Here is a 25,111-nt window from a genome sequence, read left to right on the forward strand (position 1 = left end):
TCAATTATGCGCTATGGAAGTTAGTTCCGTCCGTTGTAGCGTTAATGTATCCTGTACGAATTACAAAATCACCGAAGTTTTCGTTTGTTTGACGATCTTTAGCATAATGCTCAATAATTGGCGTCAATGTCGAGATAATCTCTTCTTCGCCTATATTCTCTTTATACATTTTATTCAAACGCTCACCAGCAAATGAAGCACCCATATACATATTGTATTTCCCCGCTGCCTTACCGATAAAGGAAATTTCTCCAAGTGCAGGGCGTGCGCATCCATTCGGGCAACCCGTCATACGAATATTTACCTCTTGATCTCTCAAACCATTTTTTTCAAAAATCGGATCAAGTTTATCAAGTAGAGATGGTAGATAACGTTCTGCTTCAGCCATAGCTAATCCACATGTAGGTAAAGATACGCATGACAATGCATTACGACGAATGCCAGTCAGCTCCTCACCAATAGATATACGATATTGCTTCAACAGTTTCGTAATAGCTGCCTTTTGCTTGGCGGGCACATTACCGATCATAATATTCTGGTTAGCCGTTAATCTGAAATCACCCTTTAATACTTTGGCAATTTCACGAAGACCAGTCATTAGATCAGAATCTTCCGTGTCCGCAATACGACCGCTACGAACAAAAAGTGTTACATTCCATGTCCCATTATAGTTTTTCGCCCAACCATATCGGTCTCCACTGTTATCGAAATGGAATTCACGTGCTGGCTCAAGAGTCCAACCAAGACGCTCTTGTAATTCTTCAACAAACCAATCCAAACCATGACGATCAATTGTATATTTGAAACGAGCATTTTTACGAACTGAACGATTACCGTAATCACGCTGGATCGTTACAACCTTCTCAGCGATATCAAGCACTTGTTCACGCTTAACAAAGCCAATAACTTTACCTAGTTGTGGATACGTATTGCTATCCCCATGAGTCATACCCATACCGCCGCCCACAGTTACATTAAAACCAATAAGTTTTCCTTTTTCTACGATAGCAATGTAACCCAAATCTTGAGAGTATACATCAATATCGTTAGATGGAGGAACGGCAATACCTATTTTGAACTTACGCGGTAAATACACATGTCCATAGATTGGTTCTACAGGATCTACTGGCTCACTATAAGGCTTATAAGGATTTTCAAGTTTTTCACCATCTAACCAGATCTCATGATAAGCGGGTGTACGGGGCGCAAGATGTTTTGTCAATTCTTCTGACATTGTAAAAATTTCCTCATGTACTTCTGATTGATGAGGATTAGGATTACACATCACGTTACGACTTACATCACCGCATGCCGCTAATGTTGTAAGTAGCGCATCATTAATCTCTTTAATGGTAGATTTTAAATTCCATTTCAATACACCATGCATTTGGAATGCTTGACGAGTCGTAACTCGCATCGTATGATTGCCATATTTTTGTGCAAGTTCATCCATGACTAGCCATTGTTCCGGAGTAGCTACACCGCCCGGTGTAACAACGCGGAGCATGAACTGAAAAGCAGGTTCTAACTTTTGCTTTTCACGCTCATTGCGTAGATCACGATCATCTTGCATATAACTTCCGTGGAATTTCAAAAGACGATTATCTAACTCTGTTAAACCACCTGTTACACGATTTTGTAATTGTTCTGATAATGAACCACGCAAATATTTACTCTCTACTTTTAAGTCCTCTACATCACTCGGTTTACCGCCAATTGGTTCTACCTTTTTTTTACTTGTCATTGCGAGAGTCCTCCCCCATAGCTTATGCCGATCATACTTAATCACTTAAATCATTTATTTACATTAATATACATCACGAAGATAACGTCCGTCTTCCTGTAATTGTGCAATATATGCTTTAGCAGCTTCTTCACTAACATTACGCTGTTGTTTAACGATATTAACTAAAGCGGTATGCACATCATGCGCCATATATTTTTCATCCCCGCAAATATATACGTAAGCTCCCTCTTCTAGCCATGTATATAGTTCTGCAGCATGTTCTAGTAGTCGATGCTGTACATATACTTTCTCTTTCGTATCACGAGAGAATGCAACTTCTAGCTTTGTAAGTACACCATCAGCTAGCATCCGTTGCCAATCTGTCTGATATAGGAAATCTGTAACATAATGACGGTCACCATAGAACAACCATGTTTTACCGCCAATTCCAGTCTCTTCTCTTTCTTCTAAGAAAGAACGGAATGGCGCAACCCCTGTACCTGGTCCAATCATAATGACCGGTGCTTCAACATTAGTTGGTAGCTTGAAGTTTGGATTAGATTGCACGAATACCGAAACTTTATCTCCTACTTCTAATCGTTCAGATACATAGACAGAACAAACCCCATCACGAGCGCGGCCATGAGCTTCATATTGTACTTTACGAATCGTTAGATGTACTTCTTCAGGATGAGATTTAAGACTACTTGCGATTGAGTATAGTCTTGCAGGTATTTTACGTAATACCGCGGGCACATCACTTGGTTGCAATGATAATGGACCATAATCACGTACCAGATCGAGTAGATCACGACCTTTAACGTATTCTTTCACCGCTTTTGTATCTGCTAATAAACTAGTAAATTCACTAGTTGTCGCAAAAGGAGCAAGCTTCTCAAGTAATGTTTTGGAAAGCACTGTAATCTCAAATTGCGTAGTTAGCGCTTCTTCTATCGTTGATGTAATACCGTCTTTATTTGTAATGGAATCATTACTAGACCAACTTAATGCTGCAATTAGATCTTGCACAAGTGTTGGATTATTATGAGGTACTATGCCAACAGCATCGCCTGGTTCATACGTAATTCCAGATCCTTCTAATGATATTTCAAGATGGCGTGTTTCTCGATCAGAACCACGACCATTCAAATTAATACTTTCTAGTAGTTCTGCTTGGAATGGACGATTACGAGTGTATTCAGATTGTTCTGAAGCAGAAGAAGCTACAGAACCTGTATTTGCAGTATTTGCTGTCACCGCTGATACAGCTTGAATATTGTTAACTACAGCATCAATCCAACTACTAGCAGATTCTTCAAAATCAACATCACAATCGACACGGTCAGCAAGTCTCTCTGCACCTAATTCTTGTAATTTGGTATCGAAATCTTGACCTGTTTTACAGAAAAATTCATAGGATGTATCGCCGAGTGAAAGAACCGAATATTTCAAACCATCAAGTTTTGGAGCTCGCTTGCTATTTAAGAAATCATAGAACGAGATGGCGTTATCGGGTGGATCGCCTTCTCCATGAGTACTAACTAGTACAAACAAATTAGTAGCCTTTTTCAAATCATTGGGCTTAAACTTATTCATCGCGGACAACGTCACTTCAAAGCCAATACTTTTCAACTTCTCAGAAAGTCTGCCTGCTAGACGTTGTGAATTACCAGTTTGAGAACCAAAAACAATAGTCGCTTCTTTCAAGGCAACAATTGCTGGTTGGACAGTAGGTAACTCTTGAATTGAAGTTACAGCAGTTGAATTAAGATTAATTGGAGCTTCACTATTTCCCATACGATAAAATGCTAAATAACCACTTAACCATTGAATTTGCGCTTCACTTAAAGTTGGAAGTACTGCATTCAATTGCTGAAGCTGGGCCTCTGAAAACGGACTGTTCGTTACTAATAGTTGCAATCTATACACCTCGCATCGATACTATGAATTAATTCCTATCATATTACTATGAATTATTCTCTCATTAAAAAGTACCACAGAGTGAAACTAGGGTCAATGAATACAGCCACATTCATCTTATAAGAAATATTGAACCTATTTCTACAGTTTCCTTATAGATCATTAATGACACTAATTTATAATATGAATGCAAAAAAAAAAGACCTTCATGTCCGCTGATAAATGAACAGCACACATAAAGGTCTAATTTTATATTTTTTAACCAAAATCAATACCAAGTTCAAGTATGCAGTCTGGAGATTCATATTGGTCGTCATACACAGCATTCGTAACAGGATAAGATCTTAACATATAACTTTCCAAATGCGGCAAATGCATCTGCAATAGATCATAGTTACGTGCTTTTGGATTGAGCCATGCTTCAACTCCCTCTTCATCTAATACAATTGGCAAACTAGGTTGCCACTCCGCCATTTTCCCTGTAGTTTCAGAAGTTAAAATCGTGAAGACTCGTGTCTCTTCTCCTTGAGCATTACGAAAGCGATCAAAAATTCCCGCTACACCGAATAAAGGTTTTCCTGGGAGTACAATATGCATTGCTCTAGGATCTCTTTCTGCTCCAACTTGCTTCGCACCATAAAAACCTGTGCAAGGCACAACACAACGATTACGCGTCACTAGTTCATTTAGAAAAGACTTTCCGCGGACAGCTTGTTTCGTTGTATTTACTGCATCACTTGCCCAATATGGGAATAGCCCCCATCTTGCATCTTGAAGAACACGCTGCTCATGACGATCATTCATAACAATCGTCACATGTTGAGTAGGCGTTACATTGTAACGTTGTGCATGAGTTTGCATGACTTTCGTCGCTTTAAATTGTTCCAATACATCATATATTTCTGCTTGTAGTGAAAATCTTTGAACCATAAAAAAACCTCCTAAACTTTGCACACTTCGCTACACCATTCGAATAAACCGAATAGTCTCAGAAGTGTAAAAGTTGTACAATTCTGGTGATGTAGAGAGTATCTGTAGTAAGGAGGTAAATTATTCATTTTTTATAGGTAGTTCAAAACATCCACTCGTGATCACGATGATTATGCTTACGTAGCATATTCGACATCGAATATGCTACGTAAGCCTGCGTGTGCTCGTGTACCAATAACGTACACTGTGCTACTCGTTTACACTGTGGGGTATCTTCTTGGTGCTGACAAGCGAATGTTTTGAACCTTCATTTTTAGAGGATAGTTCAAAAAGTGGGCTTTGATAACTATGAATACACTAATGCGTAAACTTCTTACGATATCTCAACGGTGACAAACCCACTTGATTAGCAAATAATCTTGAGAAATGAGCAGTTTGCTTAAATCCTGATTCGATTGCTATTTGCGCAATTGACCAGTCCGTCTTAATAAGTAGTAACTTGGCTTGGTCGATTCGATAATATAGTAAATATTGCTGTGGCGTACAATCGAATACATCGCTCATACTACGAGTGATATAGTTAATATGTAACGCTAACGCTTCACTTAATGTTTGATTACTAATCGATTGACGATAATGTCGCTTCAAATATGCAGCTGCTTTTTCCGCCACAACAACGGATGCTTTAGCGGTATCACTTCTCCAACCTTCATCAAGCATCTGCAATAAATGCAAGAAGCGTTGTTGACGATCCCAAAATGCAGCATGAGAACTATTTCTAGCAGCTTCATGCAAAGCCTCTAACATCGTGCGCATCTCTGTCGTAGCTTGTAGCTTAACATGTTTAGGTACGCGTAGTGCATACGTATAGTAATCTCCGCGCAAGGTACCTTGCTCGTAGTTTTCTACTTCTTCCCAAGGTCCAGCTGTTTGGAAGTGCAGCCAATCAAATGTTGTACGAGATGTACATGGTTGATAAGAATAATGCCAGGCATCTGGCCGAAGAATTAATACTTCTCCAGCATGTAATTCCCATTTATGATCGCCCTCTGCAATATACATGCAACCCTCTCGAACGTATAACATATCAAATATACCAATATTTGTACGATTAGGATGTTCTTCTCCTACCTCGTAAGTATGAGAATTAGATTCAATAAAATATGGAAATGGTGGTGACTTAAATGTGAGTAATAACGATGATTCCAGACTAATCTCTCCTCTTGCATGTGCCTTACATAATGGTTTGCTTTACAAATGTTACTGCATGACTAGTTATTTGTCTACTGACTTTGATCCCTATATAATTACTTCATTAATAACAACTCATAATCTACTTTTCAATCTTTTTTTCACCATGAAAACAGACTTAATTTAAGCTTAATAACAATTTCTCTTCCAACATTAGTGAGACTTGAGATAGTTACTAGGGAATCAGCTTTATCATAGATCGGTATGGAAATTGTTTCTAGCCATGAAGTAGGCAATGAGATATCCTTAATAGATAGCGATTGTGGTGACAATTTCAACTTAGATCCATCCCAATCCACCTTATATGTTGCAAGAATTTCAGCGTCTACTTTATTATATAGTGTCACATTTAATATGGCATAAAGAATATCATTCTCAACATAAAACTTAGCACCATTAATATAAGTAAATGAATTAAGTTGTCTATCCATATTTTGTTTGATCAATGAATCAATATCTTGCTCAGTTAATATCACTTCACTTTTGAGATTAGTAACCATATTCATTACCTTTTCTTCAATATCAATTGCTGTATAATCCATAGTAAGCTGTTGACTTGGACTAATATATTGCTTCAAAGCAAAAGCAGCACCTACAATAATTACAATGAAACAAATAAACGTTACTAAAATTTTCTTTTTCAACTTTTCCACTCCTCTGTACTGTGGTATGCATAATGCTATAATAATATAATCATATACATTCGAATAAATTAATTTAACATAAAAGGTAGGTTTTCATAGATGAACACATGGGATGATTCCAACGTAAAAATACAACTAGAAGAAATCGTTCAAGCTCATATGCACTTGAAAGATGTTATCACTCACACGCCACTTCAATATAACCGTGTATTATCACAGCGCTATAACTGCGAGGTTTACTTAAAACGTGAAGATTTACAAATTATTCGTTCATTCAAAATCCGTGGAGCCTATCATCTTATTCGTTCCTTATCAGAACAAGAAGGGCTAGTTGGAGTGATCTGTGCTAGCGCTGGTAATCATGCGCAAGGTGTTGCTTATTCTTGTCATACGCTAGGAATTAAAGGGAAAATCTATATGCCTAGCACTACTCCTAATCAAAAAGTAAAACAAGTACAATTTTTTGGCGGTAATAATGTAGAAATTATACTAAAAGGTGACACATTTGACGATGCTTATAATGAAGCAATGATTGAATGTGAACGTAGTGGATACGCCTTTGTTCATCCTTTCGATGATCGTATGATTATTGCAGGTAATGGTACCGTTGGTCAAGAAATACTGAATGACATCGAGCATAGCCCCGATTTTGTTTTCGTAACAGTCGGTGGTGGCGGTCTTGCAGCAGGGGTGAGCTCATATGTGAAGAGCATCTCCCCTTCTACGAAAATGATCGGTGTTGAACCCGAAGGTGCAGCATCCTTGCAACTAGCATTATCTCAGAATGAAGTCGTGACCTTACCACAAGTTGATAAATTCGTCGATGGCGCTGCTGTAAAACGTGTAGGTGATCATACTTTTGCAATCTGTAGGGAACTACTCGATGATGTTATTTCAGTTAATGAAGGTAAAGTGTGTACAACCATTATAGATCTATACAACGAAAATGCGATTGTTGCAGAACCTGCAGGTGCGCTTACGATTGCTTCTTTAGAGCAATATAGTGAGCATATTAAAGGTAAAACCGTTGTTTGTGTCGTCAGTGGTGGAAATAATGATATAGATCGAATGCAAGAAATTAAAGAACGATCCCTTATATATGAAGGCTATAAACACTATTTCATGCTCAACTTCCCACAACGAGCAGGAGCGCTTAGAGAATTTTTAGATCAAGTACTTGGACCTAATGATGATATTACAAGATTTGAATATACGAAAAAATCTAATAAAGATAACGGCCCTGCACTTGTTGGTATAGAATTGAAATACCGTGAAGATTATATTTCATTAATCGAGCGAATGCAGACTAAGGGCTATCATTTTGTTGAACTCAACAAAGATCCTGGCTTATTCAATATACTTATTTGACTTTAATTCTAATTGTATGTGAGAACGGAGAAACTCATCATGACCTTAGAGCAAATCGAACAATTTTTAGAAAGTCTTTCTAACCTAGGTCCTTTACCAGGAATTCTAGTTCCTTTCTTTGAAGCATTTTTGCCTTTTCTGCCGTTAATCGTAATTATTGCAGCTAATGTCAATATCTATGGCTTTGGTTTCGGAATGTTGTTCTCTTGGCTCGGTATTATGGGAGGCGCAATTTCAATTTTTCTAATTTGTCGTAAGTATGGCAATAAACTCGGCGATCGTTTGAAGCGTCGATATCCTTCTTCACGGAAAATTTTCGGATGGGTAGAACATAAAGGTTTCACACCGTTATTTCTATTGTCATGTTTTCCATTTACGCCATCAGTTTTAATAACGATCGTTGCAGGGCTTAGTAAATTACCTTTCCATACGTTTCTCGTCTCATTTGCATTAGGCAAAGCTATGATGATATTATTTATCGGATTAATCAGCTTTGATATCTCTAATCTCTTCGAAGCACCTTGGCGTATCGTTGCCTCTGTTATTGGAATAATCGTTCTTTGGTTTGGTGGTAAAAAACTAGAAAAACGCTATAACTCAAAAACGTAATAGCAATGTATTTCATCCGTAAACGATAACAGTCAGTAGCAGACTGTTATCGTTTACGGATTTTTGCTCGAAATTAACTTCTAGATAGCCAATGTATCTAGGTATTCTTATGATCTCTCACTCTTTCATTTGAAAGCGCATTACAACGTAAATCTAGTTAAAATTTATTAATAAGCCGTTATATTGCTATAAAAATATTGAAAAATAAGAGTATCAATGCTAGATTGAGGACATACTAATAAAATATTTTGTTACTGTGAGAAAGCACTTTATGTCCCGTCCTGTGGATGCAATATCAATAGACTTAAATATATTGAAGTACATAAAAGTTAGATTCTTGCTTTCGATGTAACTTTTTATTTGCAAGAAGCATCATTACTAGATATAAAAAGTTTTAGGAGGATTTATTATGAAGATTTTACAAGAGTTCAGGGAATTTGCGGTAAAGGGGAATGTTATTGATCTAGCAGTCGGTGTTATTATTGGTGGAGCGTTCGGTAAAATTGTTACGTCACTCGTTAATGATATTATTATGCCTCCAGTAGGTGCTCTTCTAGGCAATATGGATTTCAAGGAGTTAAAGCTTCCTATCGGTAAAGCGGTTGATGGGGAAACAGGTACACAAGTATATATGAATTATGGATCTTTTATTAATACTTTAATTGACTTTATAATCGTTGCACTTTGTATATTCTTTATGGTTAAAGGTATTAATCATTTGCGTAAAATAACAGAAAAAGAAAAAGTAGCAGAAGTAGCTACTCCAACAGAAAAAGAATGTCCACATTGCCTATCACAAGTTCCAATTAAAGCGACTCGTTGCAAACACTGCACATCTCACCTTGTAAATTCTACGATTAATGAGTAGTACGGAATGGTTTGATATTTATGATGAACAGTTGAGATCGCTGGGACGTGCTACACGAAGCGAGACGCATACCAATGGTTATTGGCATCGAACGTTTCATTGTTGGATCTATGAGCAACGTGATAATGAAATCTATATTGCATTTCAACAACGCCAAGTAGGAAAAGATACGAATCCTCTATGCTACGACATTACTGTAGCAGGACATTTAACAGCAGGGGAACAACTTCAAGATGCTGTTCGTGAAATAGCAGAAGAAGTTGGACTTCTCGTCAAGTTTAAAGATCTACATCATATGATGCAAGTTAGAGAAGAAGCAGCTGGTGAGGTTCACGGTAAACAGTATATCGATCGAGAAATTAGTGATGTATTTGCTCTACAATCTCCAAGACCTCTGTCAACTTGGAAGTTTCAAGTTGAAGAAGTACTAGCCGTTTACGAAGCTCCGCTTACAGGGTTACGCCGATTATTTCTTGGACAAATTGAGCAGTTAGAAGTATCAGGCTACATACAGTCACAAACGTCGGTGCTTCCATCATTACAAGCACATACAACTGTAATTATGAAAGATCAATTTGTTCCACGTCCACACCAATATTATTTGCAAGTGTTCGATACGATTGAAGCAATCAAATAAACCGAAATAGCTGGAGGTCAAGCACTTCCAGCTGTTTCTCGTATAGTGAAGGTTTAAAAGGTGGGATTTCGCAAATCGAGAAGATGCACTCCAGCGGAAACGAGTAGCACAGCGTACGTTTTATGTACGTGAGCACACGCAGGCTTTCGATGGAGGGCATATTCGACGCCGATTAAGCTACGTTAGCACACTCATCGTTATCAAAGCCCGCTTTTTGAACTACCTATTCCAATGAAGGTTCAAAAGGCGGGATTTCAGAACCAAGAAGATGGAGCGCTACTTGCGGAAGGAGGAAACGCAAGTGTACGTAGTTGGTACACGCGTACCGGACTTCCCAAGTTCGCTTCATATTCGACGCCGAATAAGCTACGTTAGCATACTCATCGTTATCAAAGCCCACTTTTTGAACTACATCTCAAGGAAGGAGGAGAAATCATGCAATGGATCGCCATGCTCACCATGCTCATCGACCATATCGGAGCAGTCTTTTTCCCTAATGAGCTAATGCTTAGAATAATAGGTCGTCTTTCTTTTCCTATTTACACTTACCTCATGGTTGTCGGCTATCACCGAACGAGTAACTTTTCAAAGTATGTATTACGATTAGGCTTACTCGCGATTATTTCTCAACTTCCATATACACTTACATTTGATGTATTACGTTTTAATGTAATCGCTACTTTATTAGTCTGTCTCCTTACGTTGAAAATACTAGATATGAAGAAAATTCATCTAGCTATTAGAGTTTTCTTAGCAGTCGGTAGTCTCGTTCTACTAGAAATTGTTTCTTTTGATTATGGTGCCTATGCATTAGTTCTAATGTTAATCTATCGTTATTTCACATCTTCGGTAATGTTCATTGTTCAATTTATCGCTGAGATCATATTTATGGTATATCATTCATGGTTAATACAATTTATCAGTATGATCGTCACCTATACAATAGCTTTCCATCCTAATATAATTCAAAAATTAAGCCATTGGCGTGCTCCAAATTGGATATGGAGAAGCTTTTATCCTCTTCATCTCACCATTATCGCAATGATAAATTTGTACATTACTTTGTTAGATTAGTATTAGAATAATAAACAAATTTTAAACGCTATATTCATGTCCTCTTAAATCTATTTACATATACTATAAACATAAAGATCTAGGAGGCTTTTCGTAATATGGTAAAAATCATCACTTATAAAAATCGTTCCGTGCCTGTTTTCTGTACTGTTGAAAAATCTCATAATTACCAGAAACTTAACAATAAATTACATGAACTTGAATTTGATTTTGCTTTCCGCAAAAAGTGGAAATCGATTCAATCAGTAGAAATGGTACGTGATGTAGCTATTCTACAATATAATGATGGTACTAAGCTTTATTTAGAAGTTTCATAGATTAATAAAAAAGATCCGTCAGAAGTGAACAAAACCTTCTTACGGATCTTTTTTATGAGAGTAGTTTTATTCATTAAGATGTAGGGGAATACTTGTAACCAAATCCCCATACTGTTTTGATAAGCTTTGGTTCTCTTGGATTTTGTTCTATCTTCTTTCGTAAATTAACAATATGTACATCGATAGAACGATCCGTTACAAATGAATCAAAACCCCTTAACGTACTTATTAATTCTTCTCTACTAAACACTTTATTAGGTGTAGACAAAAACAGTCTCATAATTTCATATTCAGAGAATGTTGTTTCGACAGGCTCTTCACGCACAATAAGGAGACGACGCTCATGATCAAGTCGGATAGCATTGGTATCTCCATCGACAGCTACTTCCATTCGACTACTATTAACTAGTTGATCGATTGTTTGAATCGAGCGACGGATAAGTGCTTCCACTCGTGCTGTTAATTCGTGCATACTGAACGGCTTACATAAATAATCATCTGCCCCAGCTTTTAAAGCTAGAACTCGTTCAGAAACTTCACTTTTCATGGATAGTATCATAATCGGCACGTTAGAAGTCAATCGTATTTCTGAACAGATTGCAATACCATTAATATCCGGCAAAATAAGGTCTAATAAAATAATATGTGGACTAAAGTGAGATGCCGTATGCAAACCTGTTGTCCCATTGAAAGCTTGTTGTACTTCATAACCTTCTTCGGTTAAGTACATAGACAACATGTTATTCATCATAACGTCATCTTCAATAATAAGAACCTTATACATTGACGTCACCCTCACAATTTGTTGCACAATATAAAACATTAATTAGGCTAATTAATTATAATAATACAACATCCTTTGCTAGTCCTCAATGATTTGTTAGAATTTTGTGAGTAAATTGTTAAATATTATTAAGAATACTTAACACTTTTCTCACTTGTTTCTCGAAAAGTAACATTTCATAGTCTATCATTTCAATGCAACCTGGTAGTTTACTATAAGCTTTCTCTTTTAATAATGTTTCACCTACTACAGCAAGCTTATTTATTTCTTGTGCTTCCAAATAACTAGATGAACCTTTTAATGTATGCAGTGCTCTACTTATTTCTTCATATTGTTCTAACTCTAGGAAGTTTCTCATACGCAAAGCAAAGTCTAAATAATCTTCAATAAATTGTTCTAACATATGAATATATATATTCACTTTACCATTCAATCGCTCTATGGCTATATCAGCTTTTACCACAGTGAGTAACAGTAATTGTTGCATGATATGATTCTGTTCAAAAGACGCCTGTTCAGTTTCACTAGTTACGGCTACTAGAGAAGAGGATGGAGTATAGCTATAAATAATTTGTTTTAGTTGCTCCATTGAAATCGGTTTGGTAACAACCGCATTCATTCCCATCTGCAAATACTGTTCATGATCAGAAACTAAAACATTAGCAGTAAGTGCAATAATAGGTAGTTCGTTATATTTAGCGTTATTTCTTATTTGTCTTACAGCCTCCATACCATCCATTTCAGGCATATGAATATCCATAAGTACAAGATCAAAATCTTCTTCTAGCAAGCTTGCAATCGCCTCTATCCCGTTATTCGCAACTGTCACATTACAATGACAATATTTCAGCATTTCTACTGCAACTAATTGATTCACTTTATTATCTTCTGCAAGTAAAACTTTAATTGTCTCGTCAATTGTATGTGATTCTTCATCTGTGACAACTCTTGTTTTGGTTAATTGCAGCTCTACTTTCTCATCCATATTTGAATGGATCGCCTCAATAAAACGCATTGCCGTTACTGGCTTCGTTAGTATGCGTTCAGGCTGTTGGTCGCTTCCTAACAATAGTAATTCTTCCCGACCATATGCTGTTGTAATGGCGATAATAGAAATCCCTTTACTTGACGCCTCATTATAAAAATCTATCCATGTTTCCATGCCGTACATATCATTCATTTCCATATCAAGCAAAATAATTGTTGGATAAGCCCCTTTACCTAATCGTCGCAATCTATAATAGGCTTGTTTCCATGTTCTCATTCTCATCGATGAATATTGTTGCGATACTAGCAGTTGATTCCAATACTCAGCCATAGTATCACTATCTTCAACAATCCATACTAACCCATCTGATAAATGATCATTCGCTAACTCTTTATCCGCGTGTTGCTGATCTACTCTCATAAATGGCAGTTCGAAAGTAAAGCTACTTCCAACTCCAAATTCACTTTCAACTAATAATTGTCCTCCTAACAACTGAACTAGGTCACGAGATATAACTAAACCTAATCCAGTACCACCATATTTCCTTGTCGTAGAGGAATCTGCTTGCGTAAATGGTGTGAACAAGTATTCTAATTGATCTTTACTCATTCCAATACCAGTATCTTTCACAGAAAATTTCAGCAAGAAATGCTCCGTTGTTTCCTCTACCATTTCAATATTTAACTCAACGATTCCATGCTTTGTAAATTTAATAGCATTGACGCAAAGATTAGATAGAATCTGTTCTAATCGTAATGAATCACCTAACATATGAACTGGAATTTGTGGTGCAACATCTATTTTGAATTCAAATTGATCTTTCCCACCTAGAAATACACTTAATTGATCAGCCAGATGATTTATAACAACTTGTAATTGGAATTCAGTTAGGTCAGGTTCAATCATATTCACTTCTAACTTAGAAAAATCTAAAATTCCAGTAACGATATTTAATAACATATCAGATGAGTCTTTCATTCGATTAGCATATTCACGTTGCAAGGCATCTAATTCTGTTTTTTGTAGCAACTGTGACAAGCCGATAATACCGTTCAACGGCGTTCTAATCTCATGACTCATTAGCGCTAGGAAGTTACTTTTAGCTCTACTAGCTTCTTCGGCAGACTCTGTTGCTTGTACAAGTTTTTGTTGAATTTCCACTTGCTCTGTAATGTCACGAGAAATACAGGAATACATGAGGTCTCCATTCAATGAATCTCGATGCGCCACTATGCCGATCGAAACATTAATACGTCTACCATTACTGTTATAGAATTGAGCATCTGTTTCAAAATATCCCTGTTTTCTTGCCCTTATGCAACCTTTTACTAATATTCGATATAGATGACTAGGCAAATATTTCGAGATAGATTGCATTTCCCATTCGTTATGATCGATTCCTAATATTTTTTTACCTGCTTCATTAATATAGATTAGATGTCCAAGTCGATCGACAGAAGCGATCAGATCCATTGCGGATTCTACAATAAGTTGCAGGCGATTTCTCACATTTTCAACTGCTCTTTGTTCTGAAAGATCAGTTAATATGGCAATAATCCCTGTTAATTTACCATTTCTATCGGTCAAACTACTGGAACGATTGTATACTGGAATTTTCTTTCCATCTCTTCTAAATATAGATAATTCAAAATCGTAGCTAGGATAGTTTTTACGCAACTCAATAAAAAGTTCCACTCCAGGTTGTATAGTTCTACCTAGTTGCTCAGAAAGTTTCTCTGCTCTAACTTTCACTTCTTCCAAATCCATAAAAAATAGTGGTGTAACTTTCCCCACAACTTCTTCACTCGTATAACCTATTAGATCTTCCGTAGCCTTATTAATGTAAGTAATATAATATCTTTCATCCATTACGACTACTGGACTTTTATTCTGATTGATAACTGCATCTAGCCGATTAAACATGACATGTAATCGACCCATCATACCATTTACAGAATTAGCCAAGTTTCCAATCTCATCTCTACTATATGCATCAAGATGTTCGCCATCGAATGATCCTTCGGCAGCTAGTTTTGTCACACGCAATATATCTTGTAGACGAGTAATTATAGACTCAAAATAAATATAAAATAAGAGGGCAATAATAATAACTGCTAAACTAATCGTAACAAGTATTCTCCATAATGTTGGTGCAGCGATCTCCTGTAATCTCTCAGTATCCATCACTTCAATAATGATCCAATTGGTATCTTTAATATATTGATAGAATAATATAAAAGAATGTCCATTAACCTTATAATGCATATTTCCTGAAGTATTTGCATTTTGACTTACTGTTATAATCTGAAGTTTGAATTTTAATTTTTCCATTGTTGCTGCATCAATTGACCCTGAATCATTTTCAAATAGTAGATGACCTTTATTATTGTATAAATACGTATCACCGTCATCCACTAGTAATGATTCTACATAATTAGCGTTACGGAATTTATAGGAAGCATACATCGCTCCAATAATTTTGTTGTCATAATCATACACAGGTGCAGCAATATAGCTTTGCAAATCGTGTGTTATTATAGACAGATACGGATCAGTAGTTACAACTTGCCCATCAAGCACGGGATAAAAAACGGATAAATCTTTAAATTTTTTCGGTGCTTCTTTCAAAGCAGTAACGTTTCCATTTACGTCAAAAAAACCAATCTCATCATAATAAAATTGGTTTTTCCGTTGTTCATTATATAAGTATTTTTTTATCTCATCGACTTGCCCTGATTGCATTGCGACATTACGACTCATCACCATTACTTCTGCAATACGAGTATTAATCCAAGCATTCGTTACAAACGAGCGACTTTCTTGTTTCATCATTACTTTATCAATTTCCGTCTGGATCATATCCTGCTTAACAGTATAATAATTATAAAGGCCTGCAATCAATAGCGGTACTAGTGAAATGATAACGATAATGATAATACCTTTTGTTCTTAGGGATAATCCATTCATTTCCTAGCCCTCCTAAAACTTTTCTATAATTGAATAGACAACTCAATATTTTACTTCTATAAAAGCGGCATCGAAAGCATATACTCTAACTTTTTATAATTACTATTTAAGTTAAAACTTCTTTCATTCCCATATTATTAGATAACATCTGTCCAAAAAATTCTTTTTCTTCTTCAACAATCTTCTTCCAAGCTTCAATACATTTTGGATCGAAATGAATCCCGCTCTCTTCAATTATAATATGCATAGCCTGTTCATGAGACATTGCTTTTCGGTAGGAACGAGAAGATGTTAACGCATCATATACATCTGCGACTGCAGTTACTCTAGCAAGAAGTGGAATATCTTCACCAACTAGTCGATCAGGATATCCACTTCCATTCCATTTCTCATGATGAGACCTAATAATAGCTAATTCTTCAATCATGAATCCTAATCGCTTACACATATTATATCCATCTACTGGATGTTTTTCGATAAGTTGTCTTTCTATATCCGTTAATTTTCCTGGCTTATTCAATACATAGTCAGGGATATGTAATTTTCCTACGTCGTGGACAAGCCCACCTTGTGCAATAGATCTCAACTGCGCAGAAGAAAGTCCTAACTCTTCCCCTAGTTTTAATGCATATACAGTAACTCGATAATTATGACCTGCTGTATAAGCATCTTTAGATTCTGTTTTCAGAACTAAATCTTTCACGCTTGCTGTCAAATATGTCTGAATCCAACTATCAGGATCTGCTCGATATAAGCGTTTTACTGATACTGATAATGACTCAGCATGCTTCAATTCTCCAATTATCATTAGTGTTACTGCAATAACGGAAAGGAATAATAAGATATGATACACCCACCACCCCAAATTACTCGGTGATGTTGTTATTAGTACAATTTGAGCAGTATTCATCCAACCAGTGCTATACATAATTGCTAACTGAATTGAAAATCTAGAAGCCATATATGTTATGAGATGGCGATATACTGTCCAAGTATTGAACAATAGAATCCCTATTGTAATGAGGCGTTTACCAAATTCACTATACATAAAGTTTAGATAATGATGATCTGGGAAAATCCAGATTAATATTCCTACCGCAACTAATATTGCACACCAGGTTGGCAATAAAAATGACTTTTTCGTTGTTAGCCATCGAACTAAACGATGATCAGCTGACAATGAACTTAGCCATAACCACGCCGATGAGAGAACTAAACTTAACTGAGCATAAATATAACTATTTTGTAAATTCTCATTAAGCAATTCTGGTAGTGCAAGTCCGTGCAATAATACCATTGCTGCCAATGATGCATACGCTAGCGACACAAATATTAATTTTATATTTCTTACTTTTTGAGCTACTATCCCTATAGCTACAGATATAACGATAGCCAATATAGCAACTATCGCTATAACTACAATTAATGAAGAGATAGTCGATGATGGATTTGAGAGTCCAAGTGAACTTATCCAAATATAAAATAGTATAGGAATAACCATTGACATTCCTAAGAGAAACAACACTAACCTTCTTGAATGCACTGCATTTCCTCCCAAACGCTAGTTATGTCTTTCTCTATTTTTTATAGTTCTCTAAGCCAAGGATCTACCTCGCCAAACGGCATTGGTTTTTTAATATAGTAACCTTGCACGAGATGACAACCTGCCTCTTTCAAAAAATCTAATTGTGTTTGAGTTTCTACGCCTTCGGCTATTAGCTGGATGTTTAATGAATTAGCTAGTCCTATCATCGTATTTACAATAGCTCGTTTGACTGGCACTTCAAATTGCTCAATATACTCCTTATCTATCTTAATCGTTCGGAATGATAATTGATCTATTGAACCAAGGAAAGAATAGCCTGAACCGAAATTATCCATTGATAAATTAATACCTAATTGCTGCAGAGGTGCTATCTGTTGGTTTACATTTTCTCCACCATTCATAATCATTTGTTCTGTGATTTCAAGTTCTAATAAAGCAGGATTAAGACCTGATAATTCAAGAGCACGCTTTGTAATACCATATAGCATATTGGACTCAATTAATTTGAGGGAGAGATTAACTGAAACAACGTACTCAGCTTGGTGCTCCTCATTCCACTCCACACAATCTAGACATGCGCGTTCTAGTACCCACTCACTCATCGCCACAATAATCCCTGTTTCCTCGGCAATTGGAATAAATTCATTCGGTGTTATTACTCCTAATCGAGGATGAGTATACCGTAACAAAGCTTCAAATCCGATCGGACGATTCGTTGCTACATTCCATTTAGGTTGATAATACAATTCAAAATTTTTCTGAATGATTGCTTCACGCATTCCCTTTTCAATTTCCAATCTTCGACTAATTTGTTGCGCCATAGCATCGTTAAATTCTCTAAATTGGTTTTTACCCGAATTTTTTGCATAATACATCGCTGTATCTGCTGCTTTTAATAAACTATCTTTCGTATCACCATGCTCATTGGCATAACTTATACCGATACTTCCCGTTACTTCTAACCGATGATTATTAATTAGGAATGGCTTTCGAATGTCCGCTAATAATTCTTCTACAGATTTAATCACTTCATTCTTATCCGCATAAAAAATGACGAGCATAAATTCGTCACCTCCTATACGGAACACAACGTTTTTATCAATACGGTTTCTACGTAATCGTTCACCCATACTTTGAATTAGAGAATCTCCAACATCATGGCCAAACGTATCATTTATGTACTTAAATTGATCTAAATCAACAAAAAGAATTGCCATCTGGCGATGTTGAAGAGGTGTATTTCTGAAGAACTCATTCATCGCATGACGGTTACTTAATCCCGTTAATGAATCTGTATACGCCATTTTTCGAAACATAGTCTGTTCCCAAAATTGAGCTAGCCATGTTAACAGAACTAGTAAAACAATAACAACTGAAACAATAATTAATAAGTCAGTAGGTGCATTTTCAATAGATGTAGACGTAATAAATTGTGGGTCTATACACCAAAACGAACTTGCTTCCATTCCTACGTAATGCATTCCCGTTACAGCTACTGCCATCATAGTAGCTGACAAGCTCTTGATTAATATATTGTTGTAACTCCTCTTCATTTCAACGAACAATCGAAGAGCTACGTAAGATGCAACTGCTGCTATAAGTGCTGAAATTGTCCAAAGTGTTGGATTATATGTAATGGTCATAATCTCTGTTTTCATTGAAGACATGCCAACATAATGCATCGTTACAATACCCGATGCCATTAACAAACTAGATAATATCAACTTTAAATGAGACACTTTACTACTCGTAACATAAAAAGCTAATAACGATGCCAATATACTTGCAAGAACAGAAATCGATGATTTGAAGAAATTATATTCAACTTTGATAGGCAAATGAAATGCAATCATGCCTACAAAGTGCATCGTCCAAATTCCACACCCCATAACTACACCTGAAACAAGTAACCATCCCCAATTTATAATGCCGGAAGTCCTTGTAACTTTCCTAGATAAGCCTAATGCCTGATAAGATGTGAACAATGCAATAGCAAAAGATAGCGTAACAATCCAACCGTTATAAATCCCTAATAAACCAACCACGATGAACCTCCACATATAAATCTTTAAATAACCTATAGTACCTTTTGATTTGTGGCTCAAAATTATTAATGCATTATTTTTAGCTATAAAAGAAAACGTTGCACAGTAGGCGACTTACCACAATTATACATCATATTAATCGTAAGCAATATATCTATCTAAATCCACTTAACTTAGATTAAGATATAATTAATGTTATATTAATGTTTTTCATTGGAAAATTTGTTATAGTAATATCATATCTTTTATATATTGAGAGGGGCTTTAAGTAATGGATAATAAAGAAACGCAATCTCAAGGAGTAAATAGTAACCAAGAGGTTGTGGAAAATGGAGCTGTATCTTTGGCTTCACCAGTAAAAAGTCGTAACAACCCTATGTGGATGATTGCATCAATTATACTTGCAATTGTATTAGTAGCGGTTGTCATCTTCCCAGTTAACGCAAAAAGCAAAACTCTTGCTACCGTAAATGGAACCGATATTACAGAATCTAACTTATTTACTACTATGCAAGAATACTATGGTGATAGCGTTGTAAACATTCTTGATCGTATGATCTCTGAAGAAGTCGTTAATCAAGAAGCTAAAGCTAAAAATGTTTCCGTTACAGATAAAGATCGTGCAGATGAAATTGCTGCTATGAAACTAGATTATGGTTCTGAAGAAAACTTCCAAGGCTTCCTTGCTCAATATGGTATGACAGAAGATGACTTGAAAAAAGAATTGGAACTTTCTGTTCTTGTACGTTTGTTACTTCAATCAGATGTAGCAGTTACGGATGAGCAAGTACAAGCTTACTTTGATGAAAACAAAGCTACTTTGGGTGGTTCTGCAGAACAAGTTCGTGCATCTCACATCCTAGTAACTGATAAAGCGGTTGCTGATGATATTCTAGCTCAATTAAAAGGCGGAGCTGATTTTGCTAAACTTGCAGCAGAAAACAATCCTGACTCTACTGCTCAAACTGGCGGAGACTTAGGATTCTTCACTCGTGATGCAATGATCCCTGCATTCTCCGAAGCAGCATTCGCTCTTGAAGTGGACGAGCTAAGTGAACCTGTTCAAACTGATTATGGTTACCATATCATTAAGAAAACAGGCTATACTCCAGCTACTGAAGTTGAATTTGATACAGTAAAAGATGCAATCAAAGTTAAACTAATCAATGAAAGCATCTATACAAACAACAGCACTTATGTTGAAGATCTAAAAGCTAAAGCTAAAATTAAAAACTCTTTAGCTCCTGAAGCTACACCAGCTCCAGAAACTACTACTGATACAGAAACTACACCTCCAGTAGCTGAATAGTAACCTTTCGTTGTACACAAAAAGGCTTGAGTCGGATAATCTTATCCCATCTCAAGCCTTTTTGATGTACCTTTATTTTTATCTTGCTCTTACTATATACAACTGTAAAATTATGTTATAGTTTGCGCATATTTCAATTTAGTTTTTGGGTATTCTATAGTATTCTCACAAATCATTAGAACTTGATACTAGTACTTGGTACTAATTTTGTGCTACAATATACTTAACAATTAACGGAGGTGTACTTATGCATCAATCTAAAGCTAAAATTACTGCAATTGGTTCTTATGTCCCCGAGCATATCATGACCAATCAACATTTAGAAAAACTTGTAGATACGAACGATGAATGGATCGTTAGTCGTACTGGTATTCGTGAAAGAAGAATTGCTACCGCGCAGGAATATACAAGCGATATCGGGTATAACGCCGTGTTAGATCTAATGCAACGATATAACAAAACAGTAGATGATGTAGATATGATCATAACATGTACATTCACTCCAGATTTTAAGACTCCTAGTTCTGCTAATCTTATTCAAGCCAAACTCGGGATAAAACAAACTGGTGCAATTGATCTTAATGCTGCATGTGCAGGATTTACTTATGGGTTGCATATGGCGAACGCTTTAATTTCATCGGGCCTACACAAAAAAGTTCTTGTTATTGGAGCAGAAACATTATCTAAAGTGACAGATTATACTGACCGTTCCACATGTATTCTATTCGGTGATGGTGGCGGAGCAATGCTTGTTGAATATGATGAGCTTAATCCAAGTTTCATTGCGTCTCATCTAGATTCAGATGGCGCGAAAAGTCATAACTTATATTGTTCTGGACTCTCTACATCCATGAACGAAGAGCAATTACAAGCTTCTGAAAAAATTGTGCAAAATGGACGTGAAGTTTATAAGTGGGCGGTATCGACTGTCCCTATAGGAATATCAACTTTACTCAATAATGCCAATATGACACTTAATCAAATGAATTGGTTCGTTCCGCATAGTGCCAATCTTAGAATGATAGAATCAATCTGCGAGCGTATTGATTTCCCGATTGATCAAACATTATATAGCCTCGTTTATTATGGAAATACATCTTCAGCGACAATTCCTTTAGCTATTGATCTTGCAGTAAAGGAAAACAAAATCAATAAAGATGATCATTTACTATTGTATGGCTTTGGCGGAGGGCTTACTCAAGCTGGAATTATCATTAAATGGGCGATATAATAAATTAACTCAGTATATGCTTTGAAAGGAGCACCGTTCGATGAACAATTATGAACCATTCTATTCTAATGGTCCACCCATTTATCCACCTCCTCCTAAAACACAATCTAATGGTTGGATGATTTCTACAATTATTTTAGGTTGTCTTCTAATTATGGCGTTTCTTACAATTATATTTTTGTTAATTGGTTTAGGCATAGCTTCTGAATCGGATCAATCGCCGGTAGCAATTGTGAATAAAGTTGAGATTTCTGAAAGTAAATTATTGGACTCATTGATTGATTCTTCTCCAGATCTATTAATTGATGAGATCGATTACCTAATTGAAAGTGAAATTATTAAGCAAGAAGCAGCTAAACAAGGAATTAAACTCACCGATCAAGACTTGCATGATCAACTGGCAGCCTCAAAAGTGGATTATGGTTCAGAAGAAGAATTCCAAGATTATCTTAATTATTATGAAATGACTACTGACGATTATAAAAACACACTAGTACTGCCTACACTGACACGCTTATTATTAGAACATGAAATATCAGTAACAGATGAAGAGATTTCTGCTTACTTCGAACAAAATAAAAATAAAATCGGTCAATCACCTGAACGTGTTCGAGCTTCGTTAATTACTGTGGATGATCTTGACTCGGCAAATCAGATTTTAACAGAACTGAATAACGGTGCAAGCTTTCTTAAGCTAGCTAATCAGTATAGTACCGATTACAGTGCCGAAGATGGTGGAGATTTAGGATATTTCACTTACGATGAAATGGATGTGGAAATATCTGAAGTAGCTTTCGCATTAGACATTAATGAATTAAGTGATGTTGTGCCAACTTATTACGGGTATTCGATAATTCTAAAGACAGAATATATTAGTGCTATTCCAGCTCAATTCACTGATGTACAACGAGGAATAGAAATTAAGCTAATTAATGATAAAATTTATTCAGACTACAGTACTTATATCGATGATCTGATCTTCCAATCTGATGTATGGAGTATTGTTGATTATGGTGAAGATGATTATGATTATGAAGAACCTTTTAGTAATCCAGTGATTAATTTATAATCAATAATTTATAGTTTTATCATAAGAATACTGAGTTCCCATAGAGTATTGTACTTTATGGGAACTCAGTATATAATATGTTCAAGAGATTAAACATATTAACCTAAGGAGAATGCTATGAATGAATATAGTGGCAATCAAAAGGCGATACATATTTTCACAGAATTAAGCCCTTACTTTCAAGCGCTGGGTGATCCTGTGCGCCAACAAATCATTTCATTACTTATCGATAAAGAGACGATGAATGTTACAGATATCTCTGGGCATATTCCAATGTCACGTCCTACAGTATCACATCATTTGAAACTTTTACGCCAAGCAGGACTACTTAACGTTCAGAAAAAAGGCACTGAAATGTACTATAGTCTTGAAATTAACGAAGCGATTTCTCTAATGAAACAACTTGTTCATTTTGTGGAAGAAGAATGTCAGTACTAATGAAGTATATTCATTACTGCTGTCATTTTTTTCGGTAAAATGTCGAAAAAGTTAAACGTTTAAACATTATAACGGAGGGGTATATATGAATAATCAATCAGTACTTATTGTTGGAGGTTATGGAGCAGTTGGAAGACAAATCGCTCAAATTCTACATGACCGACACCCAGATTTACATATTTTATTAGGTGGTAGAACACCAAACATGATATCACCTTTCAAATCTCCTAGAATAAAAACAATCATCATTAACAGTAACTGGGAAGACCCATTGCAAAATGTTAACGAGAATGTTTCTCTTGTTATTAATTCTGTTAATGATATTCATGATCGCATACTGCTTGCTGCAGTTAGTAGAAAAATTCCTTTCATAGATATTACACGCTGGACAGAACTATTTGAACAGGCTATTCGTTCATTGAAACACTCAAAGCTCTACGCTCCTGTCGTGTTATCCTCTGGTTGGATGGCAGGCACTTCAGCGTTAATCGCAACACTTTTTTCTAGCTCACTAACACATGTCTCTATTAATATTCAAGCGCTCTACTCACTTCAAGACAAAGCTGGACCAGACTCTGCAGATTACATGGATCGCATGTCAATTCCATTCATTATTACAGAGCCTTCAGGTAGGCGCCAAGTATATCCGATGTCTGAGCCTAATAAGGTCACCTTTCCCAACGGATATACGACTAAATGCTATCGATTAGATACCCCAGATCATGTAACATTACCCTCTAATGATCATATCGATGCCTCTAGCTTCCGTATCTCATTTGATAGTAAAGTATCAACATTATCTTTAGTTGCTATGGTCAATAGCGGAATATGGCGACTAATTAGTGGTCAGCGATTTCGCTCTCTTAGAAGAAGTTTGCTTTACAAACCAGGCTCAGGTAGTGCACATCAAATTATGATCGAAATAAACGGTCGTAATCAAAAAAAACAAACCATAAAAAGATCAATAGCTATTATAGATCCACTTGGGCAAACTCATCTAACTGCTCTTGGCGCTGTCATACAGGCAGAAAAGATACTAAGAGCTCAATCTAAAAATTATCAACTACCTCCTGGCATCTACTATCCAGAACAACTTCCGGATAAGCATTTTGAACCATCACTAATAATAGACTTCTATAAACAATATGGCGTGACCATTATAGCGACTGAAAGCTAGCTCATTCATCACACTGTAATATGTTTATAGCCATAATGATACCAAATAAGTATCGTTACTCTTACAAATATAGCTGTTTAGGTTACCTTACAGTGCTATAATTGATAACAGATCACTTATCTGATCGTAAAAAACTCAGCACGACTGAAACGAGATGATAATTTGTATAAGCTAAATTCATATGTACAAAAAAATGTCCTATTCTTATTGAAT

20 protein-coding genes are annotated in these 25,111 nt (G+C 36.1%); 11 read left to right on the plus strand and 9 right to left on the minus strand.

The window, feature by feature from the left end; genetic code table 11:
* Positions 1-4 precede the first annotated feature (4 nt).
* The 5 genes from cysI to NAG76_03015 all read right to left on the minus strand — a co-directional run bounded on the left by cysI (position 5) and on the right by NAG76_03015 (position 6,471).
* The gene (cysI, locus tag NAG76_02995; protein URN95242.1) at positions 5-1,744 is read right to left on the minus strand and encodes an assimilatory sulfite reductase (NADPH) hemoprotein subunit; all 1,740 of its coding nucleotides are present in this window, start codon (positions 1,742-1,744) and stop codon (positions 5-7) included.
* Between the two features lie 63 nt (positions 1,745-1,807).
* Positions 1,808-3,646 (minus strand): assimilatory sulfite reductase (NADPH) flavoprotein subunit, encoded by a 1,839-nt coding sequence (locus NAG76_03000; protein ID URN95243.1) that lies wholly within the window; start codon positions 3,644-3,646, stop codon positions 1,808-1,810.
* 258 nt (positions 3,647-3,904) lie between these two features.
* Positions 3,905-4,576: an SOS response-associated peptidase gene (locus NAG76_03005; protein URN95244.1), complete on the minus strand. Its 672-nt coding sequence runs from the start codon at positions 4,574-4,576 to the stop codon at positions 3,905-3,907.
* 357 nt (positions 4,577-4,933) lie between these two features.
* A complete protein-coding gene (locus NAG76_03010) occupies positions 4,934-5,638 on the minus strand; it encodes an AraC family transcriptional regulator (protein URN95245.1) in 705 nt (234 codons plus the stop codon).
* 290 nt (positions 5,639-5,928) lie between these two features.
* Positions 5,929-6,471, minus strand: a complete 543-nt coding sequence (locus NAG76_03015) for a hypothetical protein (GenBank protein ID URN95246.1) — start codon at positions 6,469-6,471, stop codon at positions 5,929-5,931.
* Positions 6,472-6,570: 99 nt separating this feature from the next.
* On the opposite strand from NAG76_03015, the gene ilvA reads away from it, so the two are divergent.
* The 6 genes from ilvA to NAG76_03045 all read left to right on the plus strand — a co-directional run bounded on the left by ilvA (position 6,571) and on the right by NAG76_03045 (position 11,344).
* Entirely contained in the window at positions 6,571-7,839 is a 1,269-nt protein-coding gene (ilvA, locus tag NAG76_03020) for a threonine ammonia-lyase IlvA (GenBank protein ID URN95247.1), read from the plus strand.
* Positions 7,840-7,878: 39 nt separating this feature from the next.
* Positions 7,879-8,448, plus strand: a complete 570-nt coding sequence (locus NAG76_03025) for a TVP38/TMEM64 family protein (GenBank protein URN95248.1) — start codon at positions 7,879-7,881, stop codon at positions 8,446-8,448.
* 409 nt (positions 8,449-8,857) lie between these two features.
* Positions 8,858-9,316 carry a large-conductance mechanosensitive channel protein MscL gene (mscL, locus tag NAG76_03030; protein ID URN95249.1) on the plus strand — a complete coding sequence of 153 codons (459 nt, stop codon included), beginning with the start codon at positions 8,858-8,860 and terminating at the stop codon, positions 9,314-9,316.
* Complete coding sequence (locus tag NAG76_03035; GenBank protein URN95250.1) at positions 9,309-9,953, plus strand: NUDIX domain-containing protein; 645 nt, start codon at positions 9,309-9,311, stop codon at positions 9,951-9,953. Before mscL ends, NAG76_03035 begins: the two co-directional genes overlap by 8 nt.
* 435 nt (positions 9,954-10,388) lie before the next feature.
* The gene (locus NAG76_03040; GenBank protein ID URN95251.1) at positions 10,389-11,027 is read left to right on the plus strand and encodes a conjugal transfer protein TraX; all 639 of its coding nucleotides are present in this window, start codon (positions 10,389-10,391) and stop codon (positions 11,025-11,027) included.
* Between the two features lie 98 nt (positions 11,028-11,125).
* Positions 11,126-11,344: a hypothetical protein gene (locus NAG76_03045; protein URN95252.1), complete on the plus strand. Its 219-nt coding sequence runs from the start codon at positions 11,126-11,128 to the stop codon at positions 11,342-11,344.
* A 73-nt stretch (positions 11,345-11,417) separates the two neighbouring features.
* Here NAG76_03045 and NAG76_03050 read toward each other — a convergent pair whose 3' ends face one another.
* The 4 genes from NAG76_03050 to NAG76_03065 form a co-directional block, all read right to left on the minus strand.
* On the minus strand, positions 11,418-12,128 hold the full coding sequence (locus NAG76_03050; GenBank protein URN95253.1) for a response regulator transcription factor: 711 nt from the start codon (positions 12,126-12,128) through the stop codon (positions 11,418-11,420).
* 118 nt (positions 12,129-12,246) lie between these two features.
* Positions 12,247-16,083, minus strand: coding sequence for a response regulator (locus tag NAG76_03055; GenBank protein ID URN95254.1), 3,837 nt, complete (start codon positions 16,081-16,083; stop codon positions 12,247-12,249).
* A gap of 106 nt (positions 16,084-16,189) precedes the next feature.
* Entirely contained in the window at positions 16,190-17,626 is a 1,437-nt protein-coding gene (locus NAG76_03060) for an HD domain-containing protein (protein URN95255.1), read from the minus strand.
* A 41-nt stretch (positions 17,627-17,667) separates the two neighbouring features.
* Positions 17,668-19,674 carry an EAL domain-containing protein gene (locus NAG76_03065; protein ID URN95256.1) on the minus strand — a complete coding sequence of 669 codons (2,007 nt, stop codon included), beginning with the start codon at positions 19,672-19,674 and terminating at the stop codon, positions 17,668-17,670.
* Between the two features lie 271 nt (positions 19,675-19,945).
* Here NAG76_03065 and NAG76_03070 point away from each other — a divergent pair, with 271 nt between their 5' ends.
* The 5 genes from NAG76_03070 (at position 19,946) to NAG76_03090 (ending at position 24,898) form a co-directional block, all read left to right on the plus strand.
* Positions 19,946-20,983 carry a peptidylprolyl isomerase gene (locus NAG76_03070; protein URN95257.1) on the plus strand — a complete coding sequence of 346 codons (1,038 nt, stop codon included), beginning with the start codon at positions 19,946-19,948 and terminating at the stop codon, positions 20,981-20,983.
* Positions 20,984-21,230: 247 nt separating this feature from the next.
* On the plus strand, positions 21,231-22,214 hold the full coding sequence (locus NAG76_03075) for a ketoacyl-ACP synthase III (GenBank protein URN95258.1): 984 nt from the start codon (positions 21,231-21,233) through the stop codon (positions 22,212-22,214).
* A 40-nt stretch (positions 22,215-22,254) separates the two neighbouring features.
* Positions 22,255-23,283: a peptidylprolyl isomerase gene (locus NAG76_03080; protein URN95259.1), complete on the plus strand. Its 1,029-nt coding sequence runs from the start codon at positions 22,255-22,257 to the stop codon at positions 23,281-23,283.
* A 117-nt stretch (positions 23,284-23,400) separates the two neighbouring features.
* Positions 23,401-23,721: a metalloregulator ArsR/SmtB family transcription factor gene (locus tag NAG76_03085; GenBank protein ID URN95260.1), complete on the plus strand. Its 321-nt coding sequence runs from the start codon at positions 23,401-23,403 to the stop codon at positions 23,719-23,721.
* An 85-nt stretch (positions 23,722-23,806) separates the two neighbouring features.
* Positions 23,807-24,898 carry a saccharopine dehydrogenase gene (locus NAG76_03090; GenBank protein URN95261.1) on the plus strand — a complete coding sequence of 364 codons (1,092 nt, stop codon included), beginning with the start codon at positions 23,807-23,809 and terminating at the stop codon, positions 24,896-24,898.
* Positions 24,899-25,111: the final 213 nt, after the last annotated feature.

This window comes from Candidatus Pristimantibacillus lignocellulolyticus (assembly GCA_023639215.1).
GTDB lineage: Bacteria > Bacillota > Bacilli > Paenibacillales > Paenibacillaceae > Pristimantibacillus > Pristimantibacillus lignocellulolyticus.

Bases quoted from the DNA above. Each gene is read 5' to 3' on its own strand.
- NAG76_03035 (URN95250.1), top strand. From the start codon at position 9,309: ATGAGTAGTACGGAATGGTTTGATATTTATGATGAACAGTTGAGATCG.
- NAG76_03045 (URN95252.1), top strand. From the start codon at position 11,126: ATGGTAAAAATCATCACTTATAAAAATCGTTCCGTGCCTGTTTTCTGT.
- NAG76_03050 (URN95253.1), bottom strand. From the start codon at position 12,128: ATGTATAAGGTTCTTATTATTGAAGATGACGTTATGATGAATAACATG.
- NAG76_03070 (URN95257.1), top strand. From the start codon at position 19,946: ATGGATAATAAAGAAACGCAATCTCAAGGAGTAAATAGTAACCAAGAG.
- NAG76_03025 (URN95248.1), top strand. From the start codon at position 7,879: ATGACCTTAGAGCAAATCGAACAATTTTTAGAAAGTCTTTCTAACCTA.
- NAG76_03055 (URN95254.1), bottom strand. From the start codon at position 16,083: ATGAATGGATTATCCCTAAGAACAAAAGGTATTATCATTATCGTTATC.
- NAG76_03005 (URN95244.1), bottom strand. From the start codon at position 4,576: ATGGTTCAAAGATTTTCACTACAAGCAGAAATATATGATGTATTGGAA.
- NAG76_03090 (URN95261.1), top strand. From the start codon at position 23,807: ATGAATAATCAATCAGTACTTATTGTTGGAGGTTATGGAGCAGTTGGA.
- NAG76_03085 (URN95260.1), top strand. From the start codon at position 23,401: ATGAATGAATATAGTGGCAATCAAAAGGCGATACATATTTTCACAGAA.
- ilvA (URN95247.1), top strand. From the start codon at position 6,571: ATGAACACATGGGATGATTCCAACGTAAAAATACAACTAGAAGAAATC.
- NAG76_03040 (URN95251.1), top strand. From the start codon at position 10,389: ATGCAATGGATCGCCATGCTCACCATGCTCATCGACCATATCGGAGCA.
- NAG76_03080 (URN95259.1), top strand. From the start codon at position 22,255: ATGAACAATTATGAACCATTCTATTCTAATGGTCCACCCATTTATCCA.
- NAG76_03075 (URN95258.1), top strand. From the start codon at position 21,231: ATGCATCAATCTAAAGCTAAAATTACTGCAATTGGTTCTTATGTCCCC.
- cysI (URN95242.1), bottom strand. From the start codon at position 1,744: ATGACAAGTAAAAAAAAGGTAGAACCAATTGGCGGTAAACCGAGTGAT.
- NAG76_03010 (URN95245.1), bottom strand. From the start codon at position 5,638: ATGTATATTGCAGAGGGCGATCATAAATGGGAATTACATGCTGGAGAA.
- mscL (URN95249.1), top strand. From the start codon at position 8,858: ATGAAGATTTTACAAGAGTTCAGGGAATTTGCGGTAAAGGGGAATGTT.